Origin of the sequence: Serratia sp. HMSC15F11 (genome assembly GCF_001808215.1) — a bacterium.
GTDB lineage: Bacteria > Pseudomonadota > Gammaproteobacteria > Enterobacterales > Enterobacteriaceae > Serratia > Serratia nevei.
The window spans coordinates 82,680-106,502 of sequence record NZ_KV792444.1 but is presented as its reverse complement, the minus strand read 5'-3'; the positions used below and the strand labels follow the sequence as shown (position 1 = coordinate 106,502).

Here is a 23,823-nt window from a genome sequence, read left to right as displayed (position 1 = left end):
GTGGCGTATGGCCTGTGGATGAATGGCAAAGAGCTGGCGGCGGTTAATAGCATTTCACTATTAGCCAACGATAAGCAACCCTGGTTTGATGGTAATGGGCAAAAGGTTTATGTGCTACCGGATTACAAAGCTGGTAACCCTGTTTTTTTGGTCGGCCAAACTGGGATAATATTCGGTAGTCAAACGAATCCCCCATCTTACGGTGGGGTAACTGGATGGAGAACTCAGGGAAATCAAATCATTGTTGATGCGACATTTAAGAATGGAGCATCTTTGTTTATTGAATATAGCATTTACCAGGTTCAACAGCCAGATAGCGCATCTGGAACTTATGGAATAATGATTCAAAACTCGGTGGACTGGATGAGCATTAACAGTTCGTCCAGACTGGGTTTTGTTGCATGGAAAGGGGAAGTGACGATTAACGGCAAATGGACATTGCCAGTCGTTCAAAACGATAAGACCAAGGTTGTCTTTGTTCGGTGCGATGACCCCGGCGTTTCTATTTATCACGCTGTGCAATATAACGAATTAACGGTATCGCGTGATAATCGTTTAGGTGAGCCTATTTTAACCACAGCTAATGTGAAAGTGGTCATTATGAATAGTGGCTATTACCCGCCGACGCCAATCGGTTATGGGATGGTGATTAAGAATGCTGCCGGAGATAATACATTCACAAGTGATACAGAACCGTTAGTTTGGGATGGGCGCTCTGTTAATGTCGGTAGGAATCCAGAGGATTTAGTTGATACAGGAGTAACTAGACCGATGATCCCCCTTGCAGTTAATGCGTTTATGCGTGGTAACTCAGAAATGAATGGCGGAGTTTATAACTATTACAGCTGCGGTTATCGGTTTAATGGTAGCTCTGTCCAATTCTGGCGCGCTGAATCAGGAACAAAAATTCAGACAAAATGGAATACATCAACCCGATGGTACTCGTCACAGATTCCGCTCATGGTTATTAACGCTGACCATTATTTCTAACAACCGGCCACTGAGCCGGTTTTTTTATGCAACGATTTAGGAGATCATCATGCCCGCAGGCACTCTAACCCTAACGAACAATTCCGTCGTAGTGAAAGGTACGGGGACGGCATTCAACACCGAGCTGAAAGCCGGTGATTTCATCGTGAGCGTCGTCGGCGGCGTCACCTATACGCTACCGGTGAAAACCGTTGATAGCGCCACACAGGCGACGCTGATTAAAGCCTATGACGGCCCAACGCAGGCAGGAGCCGCGTGGTATGCCGTACCGCGTGACGCGATGAACACCATCACCGCCCAGCTGGCCGCAGAGACAGCCAAAGCCCTACGCGGGCTGAACCTCGATAAAAACAACTGGCAGCAGGTATTCAGCGGCACCGGAAACATTACGGTAACGCTCCCTGACGGCAGCACATACACCGGCCCGGCCTGGAACAGTTTCACTGCGGCGCTGAACCAAAAAGCAGAAAAGAAGGCTGTAGATGATCTTGCTACTGATGTGACAAAAAAATTGTCTGATAAAGCAGATAAAACGGCGCTCAATGATAAGGCAGATAAAAAATCACTCGGTTCGGCGGCGGGTGCGACACTGCAATCGGGGCTTACTGATGCAACACCAGGGCGGGTGGCGACGGTAGGAGCATTCGGAGTTGGGATAAAAACTCCAACTCAGGAGGCTCTTGATGGAGTCAAACCTAGCGGTCTTTATAGTGCCAAAGCTGTTTTGGGTGGCATTGATAACAACTCTTCGTTATTGCAGGTGCCATTTGACGTCAATACGGGTTATCAAATAATTATCCCAACAACTCTCGCCAGCGCACCCAAAATGTATTTGAGACTGGTAACGACTAACCCTCAGTATAATGGTCAGATTTGCGAGGTTATTACTACATCCAACACGACCACTGACGCAAACGGATTTATCAAGAAGGCATCGCCCATAGCGCGTGTTTCTGATAACCCAGAAAATATGACAGATAATTATCTTGATGGCTTTGTGCTGTCAGGACTCGCCGCTGTCAATCAAGACGCTACCGGGGTTAGCGCAGAAAAAATAGATACCGGCATTTACGTGATTTCTGGTGCTGCTGGACTTGCAAAAGAGGGGTGGGATTTTGAAATACCTCAAGATAGCAACGGTAATAGATTGTGCTTTGTGACGACTGAGGTTAATGACAACGGGGAAATAATTGTGAGGGTGAGCAAAAGGAAAGTGGATTTTGGAACGGCGACTGTTATAGCCGGTGAACCGATGGATATACCTGCTGGGCGCTGGATTGATTTTCGTCTTGAAATGCCAATCAAAGATAAGGAGAAAAATAAATGACATTAATCAGCGGTGTATTAAAGGGGCCTTATGGCGATCCCCGCTCTGGCGTAACCATCACTATGCGCTCGATTAAAACATCGTCTACGGTGTTGAATTTGGCAAAGTCCCAATCGGTGACGGATGACGGCGGTAAATACTCACTATCCGTGGAGCCGGGCGCATACGAAGTCATTGTGTCTGTTTACGGCTCTCAGCCGGAGCGGGTAGGTACCATAGAGGTCTATACCGATTCCCTGCCCGGCACGCTCAATGATTTCCTTCGCCGTCCAGGTGAAAGTGACATTACCCCGGAGATTGTGCAAACCGTCGATCGTTTGCGCGCTGACGCTGCATTATCAGCAGATAAATCAGCAGCATCAGCCGCGGCCGCAAAAATCAGTGAAAATAATGCGGCGGCCACTTTAGCGAATGCAGCAAAGAGTGGTGCTAACTCAGACATTACATCACTGTCTGGCCTGAAAACAGCGCTTAGTATCTCGCAGGGTGGAACAGGGGCAAAAACTAGTCAAGAGGCAGCACAAGGAATTTTACTTGGCAGTTGCTATGATAGATTTACTTCCGGGTATGTTAGTAATGGAGCCTGGATGAAAATCACAGTTAAATTTGCAGATACCTCGAATGGTAAAACAATTGGATTTATCATTATAGGTGGCTCGTTATTTAACGGAAATCCGCTACAGCAAGGCGTTCAGTTTGTCACTATTAAAACAGGTAACACGAATAAAGATGGACTTAGTAATGCTGTTATTCATACGCTTTTTGGTGCAAATAATCGAACAGTTAAAGAAGCGAAGTTGAACACGTTAGCTGATGGGCTTACTGTTGAGCTTTATTGCAGAGTAGACCAGTATTCGAGTGATACCGGCGCAATCCTGTTGCCAAGCCGACACGCCAATATCAGCGATGTCTCATTTTCGAATGTGCAGGTGTTGCCAGCGAATATTCCCGCGACTGCATCTGATGCCCGCGTGCTGTTTATCGATGCCTGGACTAATCAGAATACGACAACAGACTCAAACGGTTTTATCAAGAAAGCTTCGCCGATTATCAGACTTTCCGGCGAACCGGAAAAGATGCCTGATGACTACTTGGACGGTTTTACGTTGTCTGGCTGCGTTGCGGTGAATGCTGAGGCAGAAGGGGTATCTGGTGAGCGAGTTTCGGTTGGCGTTTACAAAGTCTCCGGCGCGTTAGGTTTTGCGGAAGAGGGCTGGAACATCGAAGTGCCGCAGGACGTGAACGGCAACCGCCTTTGCTTTGTATCAGCCAGTACAGGTAAGGACGGCACAATCTATGTGAAGGTCAGCAAGCGCCGCTTTGACATCGACACAGCCGCGATAGTGGCTGGTGAACCGATGGATATCCCGGAAGGACGCTGGATCGATCTTCGCCTGGAAATGCCGGTGAGCGAGGTTGAAGAAGCACCGGAAGCAGTCGAGGAAACCGCCGCTCTTGAAAATGTAAACGTAGACTCCATCTAAAATCTGCTGCCCCGTCGCCGGCCTCGTAGTGTTCACTCAGGTTGAACATCGGCAGGGGCAGCACCCGGAAAAGGCATTATCAAAACCCAGCAAACATTTCATTCAATCAATGGCTTACAAATTGCGTCAAATGACGTAAGTTATCCCGCTGAAATCAGTTTTTAGTATTAAAAATCAACTTGTTAATTTGCTGTCAGCAATATACTGCTGCGCCACATGGGCTGGTTCGAAGCGGCTGATCTGATCGTTAAAGGCATGGAAGGCGCCATCGCCGCCAAGACCGTGACCTATGACTTCGAACGCCTGATGGAAGGCGCTAAGCTGCTGAAATGTTCAGAGTTTGGCGACGCTATCGTTAAGCACATGTAAGTGTGTTCAGCGCTTGAATGAGAGCGGGAGCCTTAGGGCTCCCGTTTTTTATTGTTCAAATATGAGTGAGGTATCGGACAGGCTCAGCGAGCGGCGTTAGCCGATTCACGCACGACCAGCACCGGGCAATTGGCGTGGCGGACAACGGCGGTGGCATTGGAGCCGAGGAGGTAAGTGATCGCAGAAGGGCGGTTGGAACCCATCACAATAATCTCCGCGTTAAGCGCATCAGCAAGTTCCAGGATCTGATCTTTAGGATCGCCGACGGCAACGTGCGTGGTCACTCTATCTTCAGGCACGCTGAATTGTTTTGCCGCTTTTGCCAGCCCCTCGGTCGCTAGCGCAATGGTTTCATCTTTGGTTTCCACCGCCGCGGTGGCGGCAAAGCCGAAGGCCGCGTAGGTGGCGCGCGACGGGATCACCGCCAGGAAATGGACGTGGGAGTCTTCGAGCCTGGCGAGCGCGTTGACATGCGGGATGACCTGCTGTGTTAATTCCGGCTCGGTAATATCCACGGGAACCAAGATTGTTTTATACATACTCCCTCCTTATCGTTATCAAAAAACTCCACTTTTTGGATTATAGCTGCTTGATGCAGGGAAAGGAGAGATCCCTATGGCAAACCTGAGAACGTTGGCGCTAAATGTCAGGTGTTTATCGGTGTTATCGTTAAATTCACGCAAGCGCGCCGGTTTTTTGAGTAGAAAGGGAGCCATTGGCTCCCTTGGTTTTAGCTGGCTAAGGTTATCGAAATCTTAATGCGGGATCTCTGAAACCTCTTTGACTTCCGTCTTGTTGATTTGCTGTTTAACGCCATTGGCGTCGGTATAACCGATCAACCCGGCAGCGGTTTCTTTCGGCTTGCCGTCACTGATGAGCGTTCGACCGTCGTGGGTATGGATGGCGTAGCTGGTGCGTGTGCAGCCTGACAGTGCGGCGATGGCAACCAGGGCGATCGCGGGAAGAACAAGCGTTTTTTTCATTTGTAGCTCCTTTTAGTTATCCAACTCACTCATGTTTGCAATTTGGTCTCGATTGATTTGTTCCGTTTTGCCCGTTTCTGCATTTCGATAGGAGACTAACCCGGTATCTTTATCGACCTGAGGCTTGCCGTCGGTGACAATGGTCTTGCCATCCGTTGTTTTGATCGCCTGATTGGAAGCGCAGCCCGCTATGAACATCACCGTAGTCGCAGTAAGAAGCGCGGCAAAGAGTCGTTTACTTTTCATACTTACCATCCTGGTTACTTAAATGAATTTAATAGCAGGAAAGTAAGTATAGGCAGAATCTCCAGATTGCTAGCGTTGAAACGCTTTTAATGCGATAAAAATTAAGAATTTCTTAATTTATTGATGGGGTGATTGATCGTTCGGATAACAAAGTTATCGATAGGTCAGGGTTCGCAGACGTACTGCCCGGTGAGGGTGCTATGGCTTCATGTCATCATCGGCCCAAGATACTCCGCATGCCGATGCTTGATACTAACAATGTCTCTGGTGGTTTGGCGTTAATTCTGTATAAGTATGCGCCGGGGATTTTTTCGAATACAACGTTGATTCGGCTGATAATCATCCATAAGGACAGGGATATGATAATAACGCATTCAGGCTACAAAACCGGCATCGCCATACTATTGGCGGCGATGACCGCGCTGACGTTAACGGGGTGTGCCAAGCACACTGCCCCCAGCCAAAACGATCCGGCGAATAAAGAGGTCGATGATCTTTTCGCCAACCTTGGTGACCCAAAGACGCCTGCGCCGGGAAAAGAAAAATTACATTACATGACTCAGGTGCAAGCTGAGATTCAACGCCATTTAAAAGACGCCGCCACTTACTCAGGCCAACGCTGTACATTGCGTATCACGCTGGCGCCGGACGGCATGCCAGTCGGTGTTCGAACTGAAGGAGGCGATCCGGATCTTTGCCGTGCCGCCATGCAGGCGGTTGCCGATGCGCGTCTGCCTAAGCCGCCAACGCCAGAGGTCCAAAATGCGTTCCAAATTATCACGTTGGAATTTCGCCCTCAGTGAATAAGCAACGCTATCCCGGTCAAGGCCGGGATTTTTTATTGCCTGCACCCTGCGTTAATGGGTGAAAATCACTAAAGCCATTGATGAATGGTGACGATAACCCTTAAAACTCCTGATTATAAAAGAGTGGCAATGCGTTTTTTCTGGGTCAACATCGGTGGCAGCGTCGCGGAAGTTTTGAAGGGTGAATTCCTGTGGGCGCCGCAATATGGAATAAATAAAACGGGGAACATGTTTAAACCTGCCGGGTGGGAAACGGTCAAAAAAGTCAAAGAGGGTGACCTGATTTTTTGCCACAAGGGTAGGAGGATAATCGGCGTGGCGACAGCGGTACGCGATGCTTACTCTGCACCGCGGCCGGAGTATCGGGCTGCGGGACCGCGGCATATTGCGGGTACCAAAGTCGATTTGAAACTGACGTGCCTTGAACTACCCATTGATGTTTCCCTTTTTAATCAGGCGTTCATACGCATGCACAATCCGACTTGCCTTCCGCGCGTTTTTAATAAGACAGGCGGATGCACCGAAAACTATATGTGCGAGATCCCCGCACCGGCAGCCGCGTTGATCGCCTGTTTTATCTCGGAAAATCTCTCGATCCATTTCCATGCGGATACCGTCGAAATCACCAAAGAGATCGGTGGTGAGCAAGCAACGGTGATTCAGGCGCGGATTGGGCATGGCCCCTATCGCGATAAAATGTTAAAGCGGTGGGGAAACCGGTGCGCCGTCACGGGGATTGCGGAGCCGTCCATTCTCATTGCCTCTCACATCGTTGCCTGGTCGATTGCGACCTCAGAAGAAAAAGTGGATCCGCACAATGGTCTGCCGTTAATCCCCAATCTGGACAAGCTGTTCGATCGCGGCATGATCAGTTTTGCCGATGACGGACGTTTGTTGTATTCACGGACGATGAGCGGTTTGTTAGGCGAGCTAAGGATCCCGTTGGACGCCAACATTAGCGGGTTGTCTGAAAAGAACAGAGCTTACCTGCGGCGGCATCGAGCGAGATGGGGTTTTGAAGTAGAGCCCTGATGCAGGTTTGCAAATCAGGGCCGGCGCTCCTACCGATACATCATCGCGCTCACGCGCTCTGCTCGATCTTTAAAACCGTTGCTGCGCATCGTTACCACGTAATAGCGGTAGTGATGTTTCTGTGCGTATTCGCGCACCAGATCTTCGGCGAACAGGCCGCTGAAGGTGACGGTGGTGACGAACGTCAGCCCTTTCACTTCGTAGGTGCCGATCTCTTGCGGGGTGCCGATATACGGCGGCGGGAACACGGTTTTGTGGAACTGGCAGCCGGCCAGCAGCAGGGTAAACAGCAGGGCGGCGGAGATTTGCGGTATTCTCATCGGGAAATGCTTTCCTTCCTTGGCGTGTGTTTTGGTAACTCTATAATAGGATTACAAAATTCGACCGGGATGTAAAAACTATCCCGCCGCGGTTGCCGTTTCGTTGATGCGGTATCGCCGCTACCCATAAACATAAGGGGGTATACATGCCTGTTCGTCTTGCCACTGAAACCGATGCCGCAGCCCTGATCGCCCTCGACAGCGTCGCCGAATACGATCCGCGGCGCGCGGCGCAGATCCGCACCTGGTGCGGGCAGGGTATCTGTTATCTTGCTGAACAACGGGGCGTGGTGATGGGTTACGGCGTGCTGCACTATCACTTCTTCGGCTGCGGCTTTATCGAGCTGCTGATGGTTGGCGAGCGCTATCGTCGCCGGGGCGTCGGGCTGGTGCTGATTACGGCGTTGAAGTCCCACTGTCGGCACCCGAAGCTGTTCACCTCCACCAATCGCTCCAACCTGCCGATGCAGCGGCTGCTGTTGAACGCCGGGTTTGTTGCCAGCGGCCAGATTGACAATCTCGATGACGGCGATCCGGAGCAGGTATTTTTTATCCCGGCGCGCTAATAAAGCCGGACATCGACCGCCTGCTGTTGCAGCCAGGTGCTGACGTAGCCATAAGCGGCATAGAAGGCCAGCAGCGCGAAGAGCAGCACGGAAAGCGAGGCCAAAAATTTGACGTCGCCGTGCTTCGACAGCTGATAAGCGCAATAGAAAAAGGCCATCAGGCACAGCAGAGTGAAGGCGATAGCCAGCGTGGCGTAAAAAATAAGCATAACGAAACCCGTTCTTCCTTGTAAGCGCGGCAAGGATACCACAGACAAAAAAAGGGGCCCAACTGGGCCCCGGCGTGATTCGCTGCGGGAGGGTTACTCCGCCGCGTCGGGATGGTTTTTGCCTTCTTCGATGAATTCTTCGTCGATCTCTTCGATGTTTTCCTCGCTGTCGCGGCCGGACAGGATGTTCCAGCAGGCGATGAACAGCGCGGCGATCAAGGGGCCGATGACGAAGCCGTTGATGCCGTAGATCTCCATGCCGCCCAGGGTGGAGATCAGGATCAGGTAGTCCGGCATTTTGGTGTCTTTGCCCACCAGCAGCGGGCGCAGGATGTTGTCCACCAGGCCGATCACCACCACGAAGAACACCACCAGGAAAATGGCTTTCCACAGCATGCCGGTGGCGAAGAAGTAGATCACCGCCGGCACCCAGATGATGGCGGAGCCCACGGCCGGAATGATCGACAGGAACGCCATCAGCGCGCCCCACAGCAGGCTGCCGTCGATGCCGGTAAAGTAAAACGCCAGCCCGCCGAGCGCACCTTGCACTACGGCGACCACCACCGTGCCCTTGACGGTGGCGCGGGAGACGGCGGCGAACTTCACGAACAGGTGGTGCTTCACGTGCTGGGAGAGCGGCAGCGCTTCGAGCGCCAGGTTTACCAGATAGGGGCCGTCTTTCAGCAGGAAGAACAGCAGGTAGAGCATTACGCCGAAACCGACGACGAAGTTGAAGGTGCCCTTGCCGATCAGGAACACGCTGCCCGCCAGGTATTGCCCACCTTTGAGCGCCACCTCGGAAAGCTGCTTTTGGATCTCGGCGGCGCTGTTGAGGTTATGCTCCGCCAGGAAGCGCTGCGCCCAGCCGGGCAGGTGGCGCATAAAGTCCGCCAGCATGGTCGGCAATTGGCTGTTGTTGGTCTGCAGCTTGGTGTAGATCACGTTGAATTCCATCGCCAGCGACGAGGCGATGATCGCCAATGGCGTGAACACGATCAGGCAGATCAGCGCCAACGTCAGCAGCGACACCACGCCGTTGCGTTCGCCGACGTACTGCTTCAGCTTCTTTTTCACCGGATGGAAAATCACCGCCAGAATAATCGCCCACAGCACCGAGGAGTAGTAAGGCCCCAGCACGTCGAGAAAGGCGGCGGTGACGATAAACAGGATCAGGATAAAGAATCCTTTGGAAATGCCTTTAGACATCATAGTCGTCCCTCAAAAGATGAATTTTCAGCATAGATGAACTGAATGAAAACAACACTATCATCACCTTTGCTTAACCGGTAGGGGATTTTTAGTGGCGTATTCCATAGGGTTATTAAGGGCAAGGCGGGTGCCACACGGTGAACAGGCGGCGGCATGAGAAAAGAAAGAGGGCTAAATAATTAATAAAATTTATCGATTGTGTTTCATTTTGTGAGCCGCGCTTGCCGCCTGCGCCAGGCTTTCCTGGTGTTGATGAGGGCGGCCGTTCGCCCGATATCACGAAGGAGTATGCAAATGACTGAACGCAAACGACTCGGCGTCATCGAGAAAACGCTACTGATCGCCTTTGCCGGCCTGCTGGTGTATTTCGCGGCCACCGGCGCCTTGTCATTATCGGGCCTTGATCATCACTGGCCTTACCCTTCGCGATAGGCAGGCACCTGCACCAGGGAAAATTCAGCACCGCTTATAACAAACAGAACGACCTTTCTGCTTATTACCCCGCATTATGCCGCCGGCTGAGAAAAGCCAGCGCCAACAGCGCCCCTGACACCGCAGCCGCCAGCACCAGCCACGCCGGGGCCGCCCAACCGGCCGCGGCCACGATGGCGCTCAGCGCGACCGGGCCGATCACCTGGCCGAGATAGTTCCCCTGCATCACCAGCCCCAGGCTCAGCGGCAGCAGCGTCGGTTCCGGCGTCGCCGCCGGCGTGGCGGCCAGAATGGTGGCGGGCAGCATGCCGGCGATGGCGCAGAACAGGAAACACAAGGGGATCAGCAGGCCGTTGGGCGTCATCGGCAGGAAAATGCCGATGCCGAAGATGCCTATGATCAGGCTGGTGGCCGCGAGCAGGCTACCGGCCCGCAGACCGCGCGACAGCAAGAGCCCGGCGGCGAGGTTACCGATGATGTTCGCCGCCACCGCCGCCGCGCTGATGCCGCCGGCGGCCGCCAGCGACAGGCCGATGCGTTGCATCAGGAAGATCGGCAAGAAGGTCATCACCGAGAAAAACTGCAGGTTGTAAGTGGTGAACATCAGCGCCAGCAACAGCGGCCGACGCGCCCGCAGCATCGCACCCAGCGCTTGCCGCAGCTGTAACGGCGGAACGTGCGCCTCGGCGGCACGGCGGGAGGTGGTCAGCGGCAGCATCAGGGCGGCCAACAGCGTCAACGCCGCACCGGCCTGCCAACTTTGTTGCCAGTCGGCGAGATGGGGGCCGAAAAACAGCGAAACGGCGATGCCCGCCGGCATGAAGGTGCTCCAGATGCCGAACACCAGGCTGCGCTGCGCCGGGGCGACGAGGCGGTTCAGCACTGCTGGTGAGGAGACCACCACGATCACGAAGCCGAGGCCTTCGACAAAGCGGCTGACGATCAACCCGCCGAAGTCGTGTAGCGTGGCGCCGGTAAAGCTGGCGGCGCTGACGATCAGCAGCCCGAGCGCCAGCAGGCGCCGATCGCCCCAGCGGCGCACCAGCAGCCCGGCAGCGATGCCGCCGAACACCCCGACGAAGGGAAAGGCCGAAATCACCCAGCTCAGCGCCTCAAGCGAACGGCCAAACTCGGCCTGCAGCGCCGGCAAGGCAATGGTGGCCTTGCCCACGTGCAGCGCCGCGGCGATGCCGGCGAACAGCACGTTGACGACGGCTAACCAGGGTGTGGCGGCGGGAAGAACGCGGTCGATGGCGTCCGGTTTAATCGCGGTCATAACACTCTCCAGTGGCGGTAACGCCATCACTATGAGCTCTTGCAACGGCTGAGGTCGTTCAAATGCTGCGCTATCACGCGGAGAAATTATTCATTTCGAGCTTTATGGATTGCGCGCCTTTGTTGTTTGGTTCGCCAGCGTGCCGCCCTGCTTGGACGCGGGTGCCCGTTCAGCGGTTTACTGTTCCGGCACGCAGCGAGCGTGCCCGATCAATTTTATTTATAAGGAGCAGTGTATGTCAGAGATGATGAATGAAAACGGAGCGCCGGTGATGGAGTGGAGCTACGGCGGCCGGGGTGATGATATCAGCAGCAGCCTGAGCCTCGACACGGTTGAGGAGCAGCCGCAGGGTTTCCTGATGACGATCGATCGGCCGGTGCAGATCTTTAAAGACGCGCTGTCGCCGATGATGGCTTTTGTCACGCTGCTGCGTCCGCTGTATGCGAAGACGGGCGAGGGATTCCAGTTCGTGCCGGTTTCCAACCCCTGGACCGACGTGCAGCGCCTGCCGCCAAGCGCCGGCTATCTGGGCGTGCAGGTCAACGCCGGGCTGTTCTTCCACGGCGCCAAACCGACGCACTATAAAGATCGCGACGGCCAGATGAAACCGATCGACGGCGGTACTGTCCTGCAGAACATCACCGTGCTGCATCAGGTGGCGCAGCCGCAGGGCCCGGGCGAAGGCGGGATCTGAGTCTGAAACGTTATCACGGGGCCGGACGCGGCCCTTATCTCGCCTTGAAAACCGCCCTTGGCTTGGGTAAAAAGGGTTGTCTATTCAAGGAGAAGAGTATGTACAGCGACAACGAGAAAAAATTTTATATCATCCTTAACCGCAACCACGAACCGGCCACGCTGTTTAACGCTTCCTGCCATCTGACGGCGGGCATCACCGATCTGATCGAGCAGCGCGAGTTTCACCACTATCCGAGCAACCTCGACGGCGTCAGCGCCAATATGAGCCACTATCCGATTGTGATCCTGCAGGCCAAGAACAGCAGCCAGCTCAGCAACCTGATTCTGAAGTGCAAGGAAGAGGGCGTGTTGTCCAACTTCTTCACCACCACCATGCTGTCGCACTCCGCCGAGCAGCAGATCGCCGACACCGCCAACACCCCTTACGAACAGCTGGATTTCGTGGCGGTGGCGCTCTATGGCGACGCCGAACAGCTTAAGCCGCTGACCAAGAAATTCTCCGTCTACCGCTGAAAACGCGGGATCTCAGACGCTGGCGCCGTCGTAACTGTGGATCTGCAACGCATCCAGCGCAATGTCAGGCACGCAGCGCAGGTTGACGGCGCACATCGCGGCGCCGTCCGGCGCAGTGCCGTAGGCGAAGGGCTGGGCACCGCAGACTCGGCAGAACTGATGGCGGATCTTGTGGTGATTGAAGGTGTAGGTGCTGAGCTGGTCCTGGCCGCTGTTGAGCGTGAAGGCGCTGATGGGGAAGAACGACAGCAGCAGCCCTTTGCGGCGGCAGATCGAACAGTTGCAGCTGAGGGCCTCGGTGGGCAGTTCGGCGTCCACGGAGAAGGTGACGGCGCCGCAGTGGCAGCTTCCCTGGAATGACATGGCGGTGATCCTGTGGCAGGAGGGCGGGTTTGCCCAGTATAGTGCAATTTATCGCCATTCGGCCGCGCCGGGCGCGGTTTCCTTAATAAATGCGCGGTTTTCTGGTAGGTTAAGGTTTAACGTCATCAAAAGGAGATCGCGATGTTAGAGCATTACTATCCGGCAAACATGGGCGCCGAACCGGTCACGGACGAACAGCACAAGCGGCTGGTGGCGGTGCAGGCGGCGCTGGAGCTTATCAAGGCTACGCTGTCAGACACCAACGATGGCAATGGCGTGGATTTCCAGCTGAAGGCGGCGGAGAAGCACATCGGCCCGATGGCCGACGCCATTCAGGAAGCCCTGAAGTAATGGTTCGCCGTCACCTCAACCGCCCGCACCGGGCGGTTTTCTTTTGCGCCGATTACTGCGATTTTTTTAGTGGCGCATTGCCTTTTTCCCGGCTGGTGCCGTGAACGACGCGATCCTACTCTAGCGATCCGAGTCCTTATCAGGGTCATGCTCATGTTCCGCTTCAGCCTCTTTTCTTTCTTATTACAGCGCCGCCGGCGCTTACCCTGAGGGCGTCGCCTGGAATGCGCGCGCCGGCGCGTTTTTGGTGTCGACCCTGCGCGGCGGGCAGCTTGGCCTGGTTTATCCCAATGGCCGCTATCGGCGGTTTTCCACCGGTAAGGGGCTTATCACCACCTCCGGCATGCTGGTGGACGCCGAGCGTAATCGGGTGCTGGTGTGCAACGAAGACGTGGGGGCTCCCTCAGCTCTGCGCCCGGTACGCGCAATCGCGTGGCGCAGGTGCTGGAGTTCAATCTCGATACCGGCGAGCTGCAGCAGACGTACGATCTCTCATCGTTAAGCCGTGGGCCGACGCTGGCCAACGATCTGGCGCTCGACGCGCAGGGCAATATCTACGTGACCGACAGCTTCCAGCCGCAGATTTACAAGATCGACCGGGCAACGCGCCAGGTATCGATTCTGATGCGCTCAGCGCGTTTGATGCCGGCCGACGCTCCCGCCGCTGCGCAGGGCACGCAGCCTTATCTCAACGGCATCGTGTCTCACCCGGATGGCTATCTGATTGCGGCGGACTACACCCGAGGGCTGTTGTGGAAGGTGACGTTGGATAACGCGCCTGCGATAAGTGAAATCAGGCTGCCGCAGCGGCTGAAAGGGCCGACGGGCTGCGGCTCAAAAATGCCCATGAATTGGTGATCGTACAGTCTTTTCCGGGGGCAAAGGGGAGCATGTCCGGCGACGTAATGCTGCTCTCCTCGAACGACGGCTGGGCCAGCGCGCATATCACGGCGGTCGACACGCCGCCGGAATTGGATGGGCCGACCGGCGCCGCGCTGCGCGATGGCCAGGTGTGGGTCGTCAACTCCCGTTACCCCCGTTTGTTTGCCGACGTCGCTCAGGCCGAGAGAACCAGGACGTTCAGCATCGTCAGGGTGGCGTTAGAGCGGAGGCCCGCCGATCGGCGACGGTTGCCAACCCGGCCGGAATAGGATTAAATGCCGCACTGACTGTATAAATAAACAGGTGCGCTGCGATGAGTCTGATGTTGAAGGGTGAAAAGATTGACCGTAACCGCTTTACCGGCGAAAAAATTGAAAACGGCAGCTTTATGCTGTGTGATTTTTCGGGTGCAGATCTGACCGGCACCGAATTCATCGGCTGTCAATTTTACGATCGCGAGAGCCGACAGGGCGGTAACTTCAGCCGCGCGATCCTGAAAGACGCGAGTTTTAGAAGCTGCGATTTATCGATGGCCGATTTCCGCCACGTTGACGCATTGGGGGTGGAGATCCGCGAATGTCGCGCGCAGGGAGCAGATTTTCGCGGCGCCAGCTTTATGAATATGATCACCAGCCGCACCTGGTTTTGCAGCGCCTATATCACCAAGAGCAACCTGAGCTACGCCAATTTTGCCAAAGTGGTGTTGGAGAAATGCGAGCTGTGGGAAAACCGTTGGCACGGTGCGCAGGTGCTCGGCGCCAGCTTCAGCGGCTCCGATCTGTCCGGCGGCGAATTCTCCGGTTTTGACTGGCGCGCCGCCGATGTCACCCAGTGCGATCTGAGCAACGCGGAACTGGGCGAGTTGGATTTGCGCACCACCGATCTGCAGGGCGTTAAAATGGACAGTCACCAGGCCGCTCAACTGCTGGAGCGGTTGGGGATCGCAATCATCGGCTGAAGAGCTGCCTGATGCCCAGGCTGATGATCAGCACGCCGCAGGCGCGATCGATCCAGGCTTTACTGCGTCGGTAGGCGCTGGCGATCGGCGCGTGCGATAGCACCAGCGCCACCAGGCCATACCACAGGCTAGCGACTACCGCGACCTCCAGCAGCATGGCGGCGAAGGTGGGCATGGAGACATGGGCAGGCGCCGCCGACGAAAACACCGCGGCGTAAAAGGCGATAGATTTGGGGTTGGCGATGTTGGTGGCGATGCCCTGCAGAAAGGCGACGCGAAAACCGCTTTTTCCGGTCACCGTGGAGGGGCCGGAAGAAGGCGCCGCTTGGGCGATAAGCCGATAGCCGAACCACAGTAAATAGCCGGCGCCGGCCACTTTTACCGCTAGCGCCAACCAGGGGAACAAGGCGAAAATTATACCGACGCCGAGCAGGGCGCTGCTCGCCCAGAACAGGTTGACCAAGACAATGCCCGCCACCAGAGCGAAAGCCTCGCTGCGGCGCGCGGAAACGGCTTTGTGGGCGACGGCGACAAAATTGGGGCCGGGGATCACCACGCCGACGATATAGACGGTGAAAACGGCGAGCACGGCTTGCATATCGATCATCGGTTAACGGCCTGTAAGAAGGGGGAACCTAGTTCTATAATGAATCGCCGGTATGATCCAGCAGTGCGAAAAAATTTTTTCATAGGCCGTTAGCGGCAGATGCAGGCGGTGCTTTGCGGTAATAAATTTATGAGGCAGATGAATATAATTTAAAATATATCTTGCTTAAATAACTCAGCCGTGTGTAAATAGCGTCATCGGTTTGTAGTACAGACCTTATGAAAGCAGTTTTAGTAAAGCAGTTCTCAGTATTAGCGATATCCCTCAGATACCTCTTTTCCCGCGAATTTTCTTCTCTAGTGCCCCATAAGTTTCCAATAAAAACAGACCTCTATCGCCATATGGCGTCGCAAAAATATAAAGGAAATATCTCTATGTCTACTAAAATGACAGGTTTGGTAAAATGGTTCGATGCAGGTAAAGGCTTCGGCTTTATCACCCCGGCAGACGGCAGCAAAGACGTGTTCGTACATTTCTCTGCTATCCAGAGCAACGATTTCAAAACGCTGGACGAAGGCCAACAGGTTGAGTTCACCATCGAGAATGGCATGAAGGGCCCTTCTGCCGGCAACGTGGTCGCGTTATAATTTTCGGCCGAGGTACGATTTCTTACGACAGCGATGAGGGTTTAAGCCGGAGCAGTTAAGAAATAACGTCCTCAGCCTGAATAAACTCCGGGTTCGCCCGGAGTTTTTACCAATACGTCATTAGCTCAGCAGGAAGAGCGGCAGCGAAATTATTCGTTGGCGGACTGGGGTTCGATTCCTCGATGACGTTCCAATAATTAATTATTATTGGCAACAGAAAAACAGATTGTCGCAGAATTAATAACGCCGCGTTTCAGTCTATTTTTCTGTTGTGAAAAAGTCGCGCTTAGGCTGCGTAATGTTGGAGTGTTGGATGGACGCTTACGCCATAACATGACAGCCGGGAAAGTCACCGGCCCGCGATTAATAGCCCCGGCCTTGGCCGGGGTTTTTTGTGCCCGCGATCTTAACGCTGCGAGTCCAGCCGTTCGTTGTTTTTCACCACGTCCTGCGCCTTGAGGTAGCTCTCGATCAGCAGCTGATAGGCCGGGAAGATTTTGGTGTAGACCTCGGCCCACTGCTGAGCGTCGGCGCGGTTCCAGCTGCCCTGCAGCTCGGAGGCCACGCCGGCGGTGTCGATCGGCACCACGCCGGCCTGTACCACGCGCGCCAGGGTGATTTCCTGCGCCATTTTCGAGTAGGTGCCGGAGGCGTCGATCACCGCGAACACTTTATAGCCTTCGGCCACCGCGCTGATGGACGGGAAGGCCATGCAGACGCTGGTGATGGTGCCGGCGATGATCAAGGTTTTGCGGCCGGTGGCTTTGACCGCCGCTACGAAGTCCGGGTTGTCCCAGGCGTTGATTTCCCCTTTGCGGGCGACGTATTGCGCGTGCGGCGCATTTTGGTGAATTTCCGGGATCAGCGGGCCGTTTGGGCCCTGCGGCACCGAGGCGGTGGTGATCACCGGCAGTTTGCTGAGGGTGGCGATGCTGGCCAGGGCGGCGGCGCGGGCGCGCAGTTCGGTCATCGGCATGTCGGCGACGGTTTGGAACAGGCCGCTCTGGTGGTCGATCAGGAGCATGACCGCGTCATTGGCATCAATAACAGGACGCTGGCCGTTGAAGTTGGCTGGAGTGCTCATGGTGTTTTCCTTTTCTCGTCGTAAGGTCAGTGGGTATCTTCTTTGATTGATAAGGCTGAAACTCAGCACTTGCCTACAGTGTAGGGAGGGGAGAAAAATCCGGTAGACCGTGCAGGCGGGATGCATTGTTCCACAGATGGAACGACGGTGTGGCAGGCGAGCGACCCCGCGCTGGGCTAAACTTAAGATGCATGAGAAACATGCGGCAAGGAGCGCCATCCTGTTTACGGAGTTGACGAGGAGGGCCGCCATCATGGCTTATCGGCATATCGTTGTCGCCACGGATCTCAGCGAAGACGCCGAGTTCCTGCTGGGCAAAGGCGCCAGACTGGCCGCCGCGCTCAAGGCCAAACTTTCCCTGATCTATATCGATATTCACCGCGCCGGTTATTACGTCGATCTGGGCGTGGGCGATTACAACTACACCGATCGCACCTTTTCGGAGCGGGTGAAGAATATGCTCAATGCGATCAAAGGGCAGTCGTCCTATCCGGTCGAAGAGGTGATCGTCAGCCGCGGCGCGTTGACGGAGGAACTGAATCGGGTGGCGAAGGAGAAAGGGTTCGACCTGGTGATCTTCGGCCACCATCACGATGTCTGGAGCCGGCTGGTTTCTTCGGCACGCCAGGCGATCAACGAACTGAATGTCGATCTGCTGGTCGTCCCCATCGAGAAGAAATAGTCGCGGCCGCCTGCGGGCGGCTGCCGTTTTTCATTCACATCTTTTATCTCTGAGTGGCCATAACCGCACACCCGCAATAGTCTCGCACGCTGACAATCCGCCAGACAAATAGTGACTCACCGTAATTTTATTTTATCCATCAATATGTTGGCCAAAATCCGATAAAGGTTAATCCAGCGCATTGAAATCACTGACATACCTCCTTTTGGTTAATAAACCGCACGTTTTGACTGGCTCTCAGGGGAGGGGCGTCTTATCCTCGGGGTAATGAGATTTGTATGACTTATATAAATACGTTCACATGGAGGAGGTCTCATGCGTTTTGACAATAAAGTCGTGGTTATCACCGGTGCGGGCAACGGCATGGGGGAAGCGGCGGCGCGGCGGTTCTCCGCCGAGGGCGCCATCGTGGTGCTGGCCGACTGGGCCAAAGAGGCGGTAGATAAGGTTGCCGCTTCGCTGCCGAAGGGCCGGGCGATGGCGGTACATATCGACGTGTCCGATCACGTCGCGGTTGAAAAAATGATGAACGAGGTGGCGGAAAAACTGGGCCGCATCGACGTCCTGCTGAACAACGCCGGCGTACACGTGGCCGGCAGCGTGCTGGAAACCAGCGTCGACGACTGGCGCCGCATCGCCGGGGTCGATATCGACGGCGTGGTGTTCTGCTCCAAATTCGCCTTGCCTCACCTGCTGAAGACCAAGGGCTGCATCGTCAATACCGCGTCGGTGTCCGGCCTGGGCGGCGACTGGGGCGCGGCCTACTACTGCGCGGCGAAAGGCGCGGTGGTCAACCTGACGCGCGCCATGGCGCTGGACCACGGCGGTGACGGCGTGCGCATCAACTCGGTCTGCCCGAGCCTGGTGAAAACCAATATGACCAATGGTTGGCCGCAGGAGATCCGCGACAAGTTCAATGAGCGCATCGCGCTGGGCCGCGCGGCGGAGCCGGAAGAAGTGGCGGCGGTGATGGCGTTCCTGGCCAGCGACGACGCCAGCTTTATCAATGGCGCCAACATCCCGGTCGATGGCGGGGCGACCGCCTCGGACGGCCAGCCGAAGATCGTTTAAGCGTTAACGCACAGGCCCGGTCAGGATGACCGGGCCTGCTGTTTTAGACGCCGATGCGGTCGCGCAGCGTGTAGTAGGCCGCGCCGATGGCGGTGAACGGGATCTGCAGATTGCGCCCGCCGAAGAACGGCAGGTGCGGCAGCTTGGCGAAGGCGTCGAAGCGTTCGGCGTCGCCGCGCATCAACTCGGCGATCAGCTTGCCTGCCAGATGGGTGCAGGTCACGCCGTGGCCGCTGTAGCCCTGCATGTAGTACACGTTATTCTCCAGCCGGCCGAACTGCGGCATGCGCGACAGCGTCAGCAGGAAGTTGCCGGTCCAGCGATAATCGATACGCACCCCTTTCAGCTGCGGGAAGGTCTTCAGCAATTTTGGCCGTATCAGGTTGTCGATGTCGTCCGGATCGCGCGCGCCGTACACCACGCCGCCGCCGTACAGCAGGCGATGATCGGCGGTGATGCGGTAGTAATCCAGCAGGTAGTTACAGTCTTCCACGCAGTAGTTCTGCGGGATCAGCGCCTGTGCGATCTCCGGCGCCAGCGGCTCGGTGGTCACCACCTGAGTGCCGCACGGCATGCTGCGCTTGGCCAGCCGCGGCTCCAGCTTGTCGCCCAGATAGGCGTTGCCGGCGACGATGACGAAACGCGCCTTCACCTGGCCGTTGGCGGTGCTGATGAGCGCCGGTTCACCGTGGCGGATGTTCGTCACCGCCGATTGTTCGAAGATGCGCCCGCCCTGCAGGCGAATCGCCTCGGCCTCGCCCAGCGCCAGGTTGAGCGGATGGATGTGGCCGCCGCTGTGATCGAGCAGCGCGCCGACGTAGCGATCGCTGGCAACTTCCTGGCGTACCCGATCCGCATCGAGCAGCTCGAGCTGGGTATTGCCGTAGCGTTCCCAGTTGCGCTTTTGCTCGATCAGCGCATGGAACTGCTTGTTGTTCAGCGCGGCGAAGATGCCGCCGGGGCGGTAGTCGCAGTCGATGGCGTAGCGGCTGATGCGGCTGCGGATGATCTCCGCGCCTTCAAACATCATGCTGCCGAGCAGGCGGGCGCTTTCCGCGCCGTAGCGCTCTTCAATCACATCGATGTCGCGGCTGTAAGAGTTGACCAACTGGCCGCCGTTGCGGCCGCTGGCGCCGAAACCGATGCGCGCCGCTTCCAGCACCACCACGTTATAGCCGGCTTCCACCAGAAACAGCGCGGAGGAGAGGCCGGTATAGCCGCCGCCGATCACGCAGACGTCGCACTCGATAGATTCATTCAGTTGCGGATAGGGCTGATGTGCGTTGGCCGTGGCCGCATAGTAGCTTTTTACGTGTTCAGTCATGAGATAAGCCCTTATTCCAGCGAGATCCAGGTGGTTTTCAATTCGGTGAACTTGTCCAGCGCGTGCAGCGATTTGTCGCGACCGTTGCCGCTCTGCTTGTAGCCGCCGAAGGGTACGGTCATGTCGCCGTCGTTGTAGTTGTTGACGAACACCGTGCCGGCCTTCAGTTGGCGCGCCATGCGGTGCGCACGGGCCAGATCGCGGGTCCAGACCGCGGCACCGAGGCCGTAGTCGCTGTCGTTGGCCAGCTGCAGCGCCTGTTGCTCGTCGTCGAAGGTGGTCACCGCCAGCACCGGGCCGAAGATTTCATCGCGCGCCACGCTCATGGCGTTGTTCACCTGGGTGAGGATGGTCGGCCCCAGGTAGCCTGCGTGGTCGCCCTGCGGATGGTCGCGCCCGTCAAGGAACAGCGCGGCGCCCTGGCTCAGCCCCCGATCGATATAGCCGGCCACTTTTTCGCAGTGGCCGCTGTCGATCAGCGTGCCCATCACCGTGGCGGGATCGAGCGGATCGCCGGGAACGAAGGCCGCCGCGTGTTTGCGCAGCGCCTGCAGGAACGCTTGCTCAATGCTCGCTTCGACCAGCAGGCGAGTGCCGGCGATGCACACCTGCCCCTGATTATAGAAGATGCCGGCGGCGGCGCTGCGGGCGGCCTGATCCAGATCCGGGCAATCGGCGAAGACGATATTGGCGCTCTTGCCGCCGGCCTCCAGCCAGACGCGTTTCATGTTCGATTCGCCGGCGTAAATCATCAGCTGCTTCGCCACCAGCGTGGATCCGGTGAAGGTGAGGGCATCGACGTCGCGGTGCAGCGCCAGCGCCTTGCCGGCATCGTGGCCATAGCCGGGCACCACGTTCAGCACGCCGTCCGGCAGCCCGGCCTGCTGCGCCAGTTTGCCGAGCAGGATGGCGCTCAGCGGCGATTTTTCGGAGGGTTTGAGCACCACGCTGTTGCCGGCGGCCAGCGCCGGACCGAGTTTCCAGCAGGCCAGCAGCAGCGGGAAGTTCCAGGGCACGATGGCGCCGACCACGCCGATCGGCTCGCGCTCGATCAGCGCCAGTGCATCGCGACCGGTGGGGGCGATTTCGCCGTACACCTTATCGATCGCTTCGGCGTACCAGCGGATGCAGCGAATGGCGCCCGGCACGTCGTCGCGCAGGCTGTGGCGAATCGGTTTGCCGGTGTCCAGCGTTTCCAGCAGCGCCAGCTCTTCGTGATGCTGCTCCATCAGCTCGGCGAAGCGCAGCAGCGTGGCCTTGCGCTGCGCCGGGGCGGCCTGCGCCCAGTCGCCACGCTCAAAGGCGGCGCGCGCCGCGCTGACCGCCCGATCGATGTCGGCGGCTTCACCCCGCGCGATCTGCGCCAGCTCACGGCGCCCGGCGGGATCTTCCACGGCGAAACTTTTCCCCGCGGCGGCCGGCTGGTAGCGGCCGTCGATAAACAGCTGGTGCTCAATCTTCAGGGCCTGCGCCCGTTGTTGCCAATACTGCAAATGGTGAAAGTTCATGCCTGGCTCCGTTGATCAGAATGTCGTCGGCGTATGGGCGCTGATAATCCGGCAAATGCGCGCCGACGTGTTGCTGAAACTGTGGGGGATGCCGGTATTGATGGCGTAGCTTTGCCCGGCCAACAGGTGATAGCTCTGGCCGTTGACCTGCAGCACCACTTCGCCCTCCAGCAGCGTGCCGATCTCTTCCCCTTGGTGTTTGATGCGCTCGCCGGTGGTGGTGCCCGGTTCGTAGGTCTCGATCATCATCGCCAGCGTGCGGTTCGGGTCGCCGTTGTGGATAAGCTTCATCGAAACGCCCTGGCTGCCGATTTCGATCAGATCGTCACTGCCAATCACGATCTGCGGCTCCGTCGGTTTTTCCGGCTCGGCGAAAAACGCCGACAGCGACAGACCGTATACCCTCAGCAGCTTTTGCAGCGTGCTGATGGCCGGGCTGACCTTGTCCTGCTCGATAGTGCTGATGGCGCTGTGGGTTAACCCAGACAGTTCGGCGACCCGGCGCTGCGACAACCCTAATTGTTGACGGATCTGCGACAGACGTTTTCCCGGTGCCAAGCTGACGTCGCTCATGGGCGTTTTTCCTTTTGATAGTTCCGACAGGCGGTGATGAAACCATCAAACAACAGGCGCGACAGGGCGTACTCGTCGCTGTTCCACTCCGGGTGCCACTGCACGCCGAGCGCGAAAGGCTGATCGCGCACGCTGATCGCCTCCACCAGCCCGTCGGCGGCGTGCGCCTCGATGCGAACGCTCGCGCCCAGGGTTTTGGCACCCTGGCCGTGCAGCGAGTTCACCCAGAATCTGTTGCAATCCGGTATCAGTTGCGAAAGCAGCCCTCCTTCCTGAACGATGACTTCGTGGGCGGGGGCGTATTGCTGTTCCAGCGGCAGGTCGTGATCTTCACGGTGTTCCTGCAGCTCGGGCAGTTCGTACAGGCGGCGATGCAGGGTGCCTTGGGTGGCGACCACCATCTCCTGCATGCCGCGGCAAATGGCGAAAAGGGGAATGCGCCTGTCGAACGCCTGGCGGATCAGCGCCAGGCTCAACGCGTCTCGGCCAGGATCGGCGTCAGGCTCATCGCCGTTTTCACCATAAAGGTGCGGCTGCACATTACTGGGGCTGCCCGGCAGCAAAATGCCGTCGAGGCGCGGCAGCAGTTCCGCCAGCATTTCCGGCTCTGCCAGCGCGTGCGGCAGGGCGATCGGCAAGCCGCCGGCGGTGATAACGGCATTCAGGTACTTTTCTTGCAAGGTCTGTGTGAGGTGCCCGTTTAACCTATACCTGCACATGACGACGCCGATGACTGGTCTGTTAAATATATTGTCCATGTTATCCCCTTGGTACGTTCGAAATTATGAACGATAAGCTTCTCTACCACCGATTTCGTTCAATATTCTATAAATCTAGCAGTCGATTGGGCAATATTCAAACCAAAAGTAACACTTGCAAAACAAATTTGTTTCATCTACGTTTCATTTGTGGGCATTATATTGAACAATACGGTCAATAAACATCGACGACAGCAAAACACAAACGGCGGGTGAACCATGCAGACCAACATCGTAGAAGTGGAAAACTTTGTTCAGCACAGTGAAGAGAGACGAAGTAGCGCGTTCCAGCGTGAAGTGAAGAAGTACCTGGAACGTTATCCGTTAACCCAACATGTCGACGTACTGTTGACCGATCTGAACGGCAGCTTCCGCGGCAAGCGTATCCCGGTCGGCGGCCTGAGCAAGCTGGAGAAGGGCTGTTACTTCCCGGCGTCGGTATTTGCGATGGATATTCTCGGCAACGTCGTCGAAGAGGCCGGGCTGGGGCAGGAGCTGGGCGAGCCGGATCACGTGTGCGTGCCGGTGCCGGGCACGCTGACGCCGTCGGCGGCGGATCCGCAATATATTGCGCAGGTGCTGCTCACCATGCTGGATGAAGATGGCACTCCCTTTGA

Annotated in this window: 30 protein-coding genes and 3 pseudogenes; 19 read left to right on the top strand and 14 right to left on the bottom strand. The window is 56.4% G+C overall.

The features are described from left to right. From HMPREF3138_RS26260 to HMPREF3138_RS25350, 4 genes and pseudogenes are all read left to right on the top strand, one after another. Window positions 1–990 carry a DUF6453 family protein gene (locus HMPREF3138_RS26260; RefSeq protein ID WP_139145138.1) on the top strand — a complete coding sequence of 330 codons (990 nt, stop codon included), beginning with the start codon at window positions 1–3 and terminating at the stop codon, window positions 988–990. Between the two features lie 49 nt (window positions 991–1,039). After that, window positions 1,040–2,317 carry a phage tail fiber protein gene (locus HMPREF3138_RS27065; RefSeq protein WP_230122572.1) on the top strand — a complete coding sequence of 426 codons (1,278 nt, stop codon included), beginning with the start codon at window positions 1,040–1,042 and terminating at the stop codon, window positions 2,315–2,317. Further along, window positions 2,314–3,801, top strand: a complete 1,488-nt coding sequence (locus HMPREF3138_RS09870; protein WP_070558951.1) for a phage tail fiber protein — start codon at window positions 2,314–2,316, stop codon at window positions 3,799–3,801. The genes HMPREF3138_RS27065 and HMPREF3138_RS09870 overlap by 4 nt, the downstream gene beginning before the upstream one ends. A 195-nt stretch (window positions 3,802–3,996) precedes the next feature. Next, window positions 3,997–4,170: pseudogene (locus HMPREF3138_RS25350) on the top strand (isocitrate/isopropylmalate family dehydrogenase); the annotation flags it as partial. 83 nt (window positions 4,171–4,253) lie between these two features. Here HMPREF3138_RS25350 and uspF read toward each other — a convergent pair. The 3 genes from uspF to HMPREF3138_RS09855 all read right to left on the bottom strand — a co-directional run bounded on the left by uspF (window position 4,254) and on the right by HMPREF3138_RS09855 (window position 5,399). Continuing rightward, on the bottom strand, window positions 4,254–4,709 hold the full coding sequence (uspF, locus tag HMPREF3138_RS09865) for a universal stress protein UspF (RefSeq protein ID WP_038877769.1): 456 nt from the start codon (window positions 4,707–4,709) through the stop codon (window positions 4,254–4,256). 216 nt (window positions 4,710–4,925) lie between these two features. After that, a complete protein-coding gene (locus HMPREF3138_RS09860; protein WP_038877767.1) occupies window positions 4,926–5,153 on the bottom strand; it encodes a YgdI/YgdR family lipoprotein in 228 nt (75 codons plus the stop codon). Window positions 5,154–5,165: 12 nt separating this feature from the next. Further along, entirely contained in the window at window positions 5,166–5,399 is a 234-nt protein-coding gene (locus HMPREF3138_RS09855; protein ID WP_038877765.1) for a YgdI/YgdR family lipoprotein, read from the bottom strand. A gap of 236 nt (window positions 5,400–5,635) precedes the next feature. Here HMPREF3138_RS09855 and tolA point away from each other — a divergent pair, with 236 nt between their 5' ends. Both tolA and HMPREF3138_RS09845 read left to right on the top strand, forming a co-directional pair. Then, window positions 5,636–6,202 (top strand): cell envelope integrity protein TolA, encoded by a 567-nt coding sequence (gene tolA, locus HMPREF3138_RS09850; protein ID WP_223294949.1) that lies wholly within the window; start codon window positions 5,636–5,638, stop codon window positions 6,200–6,202. Window positions 6,203–6,334: 132 nt separating this feature from the next. Continuing rightward, window positions 6,335–7,237 (top strand): HNH endonuclease, encoded by a 903-nt coding sequence (locus HMPREF3138_RS09845; RefSeq protein WP_038877763.1) that lies wholly within the window; start codon window positions 6,335–6,337, stop codon window positions 7,235–7,237. Between the two features lie 29 nt (window positions 7,238–7,266). Here the strand turns inward: HMPREF3138_RS09845 and HMPREF3138_RS09840 are convergent, their stop codons facing one another. Then, window positions 7,267–7,557 (bottom strand): hypothetical protein, encoded by a 291-nt coding sequence (locus HMPREF3138_RS09840; RefSeq protein WP_038877762.1) that lies wholly within the window; start codon window positions 7,555–7,557, stop codon window positions 7,267–7,269. Window positions 7,558–7,703: 146 nt separating this feature from the next. On the opposite strand from HMPREF3138_RS09840, the gene HMPREF3138_RS09835 reads away from it, so the two are divergent. Continuing rightward, window positions 7,704–8,123 carry a GNAT family N-acetyltransferase gene (locus HMPREF3138_RS09835; RefSeq protein ID WP_038877760.1) on the top strand — a complete coding sequence of 140 codons (420 nt, stop codon included), beginning with the start codon at window positions 7,704–7,706 and terminating at the stop codon, window positions 8,121–8,123. On the opposite strand, the gene HMPREF3138_RS09830 is transcribed toward HMPREF3138_RS09835, so the two are convergent. Both HMPREF3138_RS09830 and HMPREF3138_RS09825 read right to left on the bottom strand, forming a co-directional pair. Next, the gene (locus tag HMPREF3138_RS09830) at window positions 8,120–8,332 is read right to left on the bottom strand and encodes a hypothetical protein (protein ID WP_038877757.1); all 213 of its coding nucleotides are present in this window, start codon (window positions 8,330–8,332) and stop codon (window positions 8,120–8,122) included. The two genes, HMPREF3138_RS09835 and HMPREF3138_RS09830, sit on opposite strands and share 4 nt — an antisense overlap. 93 nt (window positions 8,333–8,425) lie before the next feature. After that, entirely contained in the window at window positions 8,426–9,541 is a 1,116-nt protein-coding gene (locus tag HMPREF3138_RS09825) for an AI-2E family transporter (RefSeq protein ID WP_038877756.1), read from the bottom strand. A gap of 294 nt (window positions 9,542–9,835) precedes the next feature. On the opposite strand from HMPREF3138_RS09825, the gene HMPREF3138_RS26675 reads away from it, so the two are divergent. Then, the gene (locus tag HMPREF3138_RS26675; RefSeq protein WP_164491941.1) at window positions 9,836–9,973 is read left to right on the top strand and encodes a hypothetical protein; all 138 of its coding nucleotides are present in this window, start codon (window positions 9,836–9,838) and stop codon (window positions 9,971–9,973) included. A gap of 64 nt (window positions 9,974–10,037) precedes the next feature. Here HMPREF3138_RS26675 and HMPREF3138_RS09820 read toward each other — a convergent pair whose 3' ends face one another. After that, a complete protein-coding gene (locus HMPREF3138_RS09820; protein WP_038877754.1) occupies window positions 10,038–11,249 on the bottom strand; it encodes an MFS transporter in 1,212 nt (403 codons plus the stop codon). Window positions 11,250–11,484: 235 nt separating this feature from the next. On the opposite strand from HMPREF3138_RS09820, the gene HMPREF3138_RS09815 reads away from it, so the two are divergent. Then, entirely contained in the window at window positions 11,485–11,943 is a 459-nt protein-coding gene (locus HMPREF3138_RS09815) for a hypothetical protein (RefSeq protein WP_038877751.1), read from the top strand. A gap of 98 nt (window positions 11,944–12,041) precedes the next feature. Beyond that, window positions 12,042–12,458 carry a DUF2000 domain-containing protein gene (locus HMPREF3138_RS09810; RefSeq protein ID WP_038877749.1) on the top strand — a complete coding sequence of 139 codons (417 nt, stop codon included), beginning with the start codon at window positions 12,042–12,044 and terminating at the stop codon, window positions 12,456–12,458. A 12-nt stretch (window positions 12,459–12,470) separates the two neighbouring features. On the opposite strand, the gene HMPREF3138_RS09805 is transcribed toward HMPREF3138_RS09810, so the two are convergent. Continuing rightward, a complete protein-coding gene (locus HMPREF3138_RS09805) occupies window positions 12,471–12,821 on the bottom strand; it encodes a GFA family protein (protein ID WP_038877747.1) in 351 nt (116 codons plus the stop codon). Between the two features lie 141 nt (window positions 12,822–12,962). Here HMPREF3138_RS09805 and HMPREF3138_RS09800 point away from each other — a divergent pair, with 141 nt between their 5' ends. The 4 genes from HMPREF3138_RS09800 to HMPREF3138_RS09790 all read left to right on the top strand — a co-directional run bounded on the left by HMPREF3138_RS09800 (window position 12,963) and on the right by HMPREF3138_RS09790 (window position 15,012). Further along, the gene (locus HMPREF3138_RS09800) at window positions 12,963–13,172 is read left to right on the top strand and encodes a hypothetical protein (protein ID WP_004941260.1); all 210 of its coding nucleotides are present in this window, start codon (window positions 12,963–12,965) and stop codon (window positions 13,170–13,172) included. A gap of 378 nt (window positions 13,173–13,550) precedes the next feature. Next, window positions 13,551–14,030 carry a hypothetical protein gene (locus HMPREF3138_RS27060; RefSeq protein WP_223294950.1) on the top strand — a complete coding sequence of 160 codons (480 nt, stop codon included), beginning with the start codon at window positions 13,551–13,553 and terminating at the stop codon, window positions 14,028–14,030. Window positions 14,031–14,062: 32 nt separating this feature from the next. Next, window positions 14,063–14,323 (top strand): hypothetical protein, encoded by a 261-nt coding sequence (locus HMPREF3138_RS27055; RefSeq protein ID WP_223294951.1) that lies wholly within the window; start codon window positions 14,063–14,065, stop codon window positions 14,321–14,323. A 44-nt stretch (window positions 14,324–14,367) separates the two neighbouring features. After that, entirely contained in the window at window positions 14,368–15,012 is a 645-nt protein-coding gene (locus HMPREF3138_RS09790) for a Qnr family pentapeptide repeat protein (RefSeq protein ID WP_038877745.1), read from the top strand. Here the strand turns inward: HMPREF3138_RS09790 and HMPREF3138_RS09785 are convergent. Then, complete coding sequence (locus HMPREF3138_RS09785; RefSeq protein WP_038877742.1) at window positions 15,002–15,619, bottom strand: LysE family translocator; 618 nt, start codon at window positions 15,617–15,619, stop codon at window positions 15,002–15,004. The two genes, HMPREF3138_RS09790 and HMPREF3138_RS09785, sit on opposite strands and share 11 nt — an antisense overlap. A 374-nt stretch (window positions 15,620–15,993) precedes the next feature. Between HMPREF3138_RS09785 and cspA the strand changes: the two genes are divergently transcribed. Both cspA and HMPREF3138_RS09775 read left to right on the top strand, forming a co-directional pair. Beyond that, entirely contained in the window at window positions 15,994–16,206 is a 213-nt protein-coding gene (gene cspA, locus HMPREF3138_RS09780) for a transcription antiterminator/RNA stability regulator CspE (RefSeq protein ID WP_033638238.1), read from the top strand. 114 nt (window positions 16,207–16,320) lie between these two features. Continuing rightward, window positions 16,321–16,399 (top strand): annotated as a pseudogene (locus HMPREF3138_RS09775). Window positions 16,400–16,612: 213 nt separating this feature from the next. Here the strand turns inward: HMPREF3138_RS09775 and HMPREF3138_RS09770 are convergent. After that, window positions 16,613–17,290 carry an isochorismatase family protein gene (locus tag HMPREF3138_RS09770; RefSeq protein WP_038877740.1) on the bottom strand — a complete coding sequence of 226 codons (678 nt, stop codon included), beginning with the start codon at window positions 17,288–17,290 and terminating at the stop codon, window positions 16,613–16,615. A gap of 253 nt (window positions 17,291–17,543) precedes the next feature. On the opposite strand from HMPREF3138_RS09770, the gene HMPREF3138_RS09765 reads away from it, so the two are divergent. Both HMPREF3138_RS09765 and HMPREF3138_RS09760 read left to right on the top strand, forming a co-directional pair. After that, entirely contained in the window at window positions 17,544–17,972 is a 429-nt protein-coding gene (locus HMPREF3138_RS09765; protein WP_038877738.1) for a universal stress protein, read from the top strand. A gap of 315 nt (window positions 17,973–18,287) precedes the next feature. Further along, the gene (locus tag HMPREF3138_RS09760; RefSeq protein WP_025302549.1) at window positions 18,288–19,043 is read left to right on the top strand and encodes a meso-2,3-butanediol dehydrogenase; all 756 of its coding nucleotides are present in this window, start codon (window positions 18,288–18,290) and stop codon (window positions 19,041–19,043) included. Between the two features lie 43 nt (window positions 19,044–19,086). Here HMPREF3138_RS09760 and HMPREF3138_RS09755 read toward each other — a convergent pair whose 3' ends face one another. From HMPREF3138_RS09755 to puuD, 4 genes are read right to left on the bottom strand one after another with little or no spacing between them, the layout of a single operon-like run. After that, a complete protein-coding gene (locus HMPREF3138_RS09755; RefSeq protein ID WP_025302550.1) occupies window positions 19,087–20,367 on the bottom strand; it encodes an NAD(P)/FAD-dependent oxidoreductase in 1,281 nt (426 codons plus the stop codon). 11 nt (window positions 20,368–20,378) lie between these two features. Then, window positions 20,379–21,875 carry an aldehyde dehydrogenase PuuC gene (gene puuC, locus HMPREF3138_RS09750; protein WP_038877735.1) on the bottom strand — a complete coding sequence of 499 codons (1,497 nt, stop codon included), beginning with the start codon at window positions 21,873–21,875 and terminating at the stop codon, window positions 20,379–20,381. 15 nt (window positions 21,876–21,890) lie between these two features. Then, window positions 21,891–22,448, bottom strand: a complete 558-nt coding sequence (gene puuR / locus HMPREF3138_RS09745) for an HTH-type transcriptional regulator PuuR (RefSeq protein ID WP_038877732.1) — start codon at window positions 22,446–22,448, stop codon at window positions 21,891–21,893. Continuing rightward, a complete protein-coding gene (puuD, locus tag HMPREF3138_RS09740) occupies window positions 22,445–23,206 on the bottom strand; it encodes a gamma-glutamyl-gamma-aminobutyrate hydrolase (protein WP_038877729.1) in 762 nt (253 codons plus the stop codon). The genes puuR and puuD overlap by 4 nt, the downstream gene beginning before the upstream one ends. A gap of 219 nt (window positions 23,207–23,425) precedes the next feature. On the opposite strand from puuD, the pseudogene HMPREF3138_RS27050 reads away from it, so the two are divergent. Continuing rightward, window positions 23,426–23,823: pseudogene (locus HMPREF3138_RS27050) on the top strand (glutamine synthetase); the annotation flags it as partial.